Origin of the sequence: Micromonospora sp. WMMD736 (genome assembly GCF_049179015.1) — a bacterium.
In the GTDB taxonomy this organism is placed as follows: Bacteria; Actinomycetota; Actinomycetes; order Mycobacteriales; family Micromonosporaceae; genus Micromonospora.
In genome coordinates this window covers 1-1,027 of sequence record NZ_JBMHMI010000154.1, presented here as the reverse complement: position 1 = coordinate 1,027, position 1,027 = coordinate 1, and the positions used below count along the sequence as shown (strand labels likewise).

General features: G+C 74.0%; 1 pseudogene. It reads left to right on the top strand.

The features are described from left to right. Positions 1–163: 163 nt before the first annotated feature. Positions 164–1,027: pseudogene (locus tag ACN269_RS34975) on the top strand (hypothetical protein); the annotation flags it as partial.

Sequence of the window (1,027 nt, the reverse complement as noted above, 5' to 3'; positions counted from 1 at the left end):
GCTCGTCGGGCCGGACGGGGTCGGCAAGACCACGTTGGCGCGGCGGGCCGCCGAGGTGTTCGAACCGGGCGCGTGGGTCACCGCGACGGCCTCGGGCAGCGCGGTCCCGTTCGGCGCGTTTGCGCCTCTCATAGAGGTGCCCCCTGAAGGCAAGACGGCGGCGGTGTTGCGTTCGACGCGCGATGCACTGGCCGGGCTGCCGCTGGTGATCGTCGACGACGCTCACTTACTGGATCCGTTGTCGGCCGCGCTGGTGTACCAGCTCGCGGTGGGCGGTACCCGGCTACTGGTGACCGTCGCGGCCGGGGCCGGGCTGCCGGACGCGGTGGCGGCCTTGCTGGCCGACGAGCTGCTGCATCGGATCGAGGTCGAGCCACCCGGACATGACGCCGCCCGGATCGCGGCACAGGTCGACAGGTTCGTCGGGCGCCTGGAACCGGCGGCGCGCCGAGTGCTGGGCTATCTGGCCGTGCTGGACCCGATGCCGGTCACCGCGCTGCACGCGTTGGCCGGGAAGGACGCGGTGCAACGGGCGCGGGGGGCCGGGCTGGTCCGGATCGACGGCGCGGCGGCGCGCTGCGCTCATCCGCTGTTCGCGGCGGCGATGGCAGATGCGGTGGGCGGACCGGAGCTACGTCGGTTGCGCACCGAAGTCGTCGCCGCGCTGCCGTCTGGTGACGACGTCATCTCGCGGCTTCGGGTTGCCGCGCTGGCCCTCGACAGCGACTTCGAACTGACGGTGCCCGAGCTCACCGACGCCGCCGCCGAAGCGCTGCGGCTGGGCGACCTGGGGTTGTCGGAGCGGTTGGGCGCCGCGGCGGTGCGGCACGGCGGCGGGTTGGCGGCCCGGCTGCCGCTGGCCTACGCGCTGGGCTGGCAGGGCCGGGGCCGGCAGGCCGAGGCGGTGCTGGCCGAGGTCGACACCGAACAGCTGACCGAGTCCGAGCTGATGGACTGGGCGCTGCCGCGGGCGGCCAACCAGTTCTGGATGTTGTCGGAACCGGAGCGCGCGACGGCGTTCCTGCGC